General features: G+C 57.7%; 1 protein-coding gene. It reads right to left on the reverse strand.

The window, feature by feature from the left end:
* A partial coding sequence (locus C7I87_RS34255; protein ID WP_149908356.1) for an IS481 family transposase occupies positions 1 to 980 on the reverse strand: 980 nt, incomplete at its 3' end.
* Between the last annotated feature and the right edge of the window lie 60 nt (positions 981 to 1,040).

Raw genomic sequence — 1,040 nt, forward strand, 5'->3', positions numbered from 1 at the left:
CCCGGCATTTGCTGGAGCGGATTGAGGGTGAATCGTTCGGGCTCTTTTGTCCAGGCCCTACAGATGAACTCGTAGGGTGTGAGGCCTTTGAGGGTTTTGAGCCGCTTAGCGAAGTTGTAGGCGGTGACGAAATCGGTGAGATGGCTGCGCAGCTCGTTGTGGCTCTCGTAGTGGAAGCGCTTGACGGTCGCATCTTTGATGGTGCGGTTCATGCGCTCGACCTGCCCATTGGTCCAAGGATGCCTAGGCTTGGTGAGGCGATGATCGATGTTGTTGCGAGCGCAGGCCGCGACGAAGGCATGGGCCCAGAAGGGTTCCTTCCGCTCGATCTTCTCCTTGATGTCGGCTGCGGTCCAACTCTCACCGCTTGGGTCGGTGAAGTGGATGCCGTTGTCCGTAAGAACAGTGTGGATCTTGTAGGGGACAGTTTTGATGAGGTTCCGCAGGAACTCGGCTGCAACGCGGGTTGGAACGCGCACGTGCAATTCGGTATAGGCGAACTTCGAGGTTCGATCGATCGCCACGAGGAGATAGAGCTTGCCTTCCGCGGTGCGGACTTCGGCGATGTCGATATGGAAGTAGCCGATTGGGTAGGCCTTGAATTTGCGTTTGATGCCTTTGCCGTCCTCCACGTCCGGCAGCCGCGAGATGCCGTGGCGCTGAAGACAGCGATGAAGTGATGAGCGGGTCAGATGCGGGATCGTGGCCTGCAGGGCATAGAGACAGTCGTCGAGGGGCAGCAGCGTGTGCTTGCGAAAGGCGACGATGATTGCCTCGTCCTCAGGCGACAAGGACGTGGACTTCGGCTCCGATGGCCCGGTCTTGAGATCGGCGACGGAGCCCCGCTTCTTCCATTTGGCAACGGTCTTGGGATTGATCCCGTAGCGCTTTGAGAGCGCCCTCAGGCTCGCTTGACTATTTTGTATTGCTCGACGGATCGCCTCTGTCGTTGTGGCGCTGCCGTGAAGAACCTGTCCCATAGCGCATCCTTCCATTGCTTGGAAAATAATGCACCATCAAACCCTGGGATCAAACATCTA

Origin of the sequence: Mesorhizobium sp. SARCC-RB16n, assembly GCF_008520305.1 — a bacterium.
Classification (GTDB): Bacteria; Pseudomonadota; Alphaproteobacteria; order Rhizobiales; family Rhizobiaceae; genus Mesorhizobium.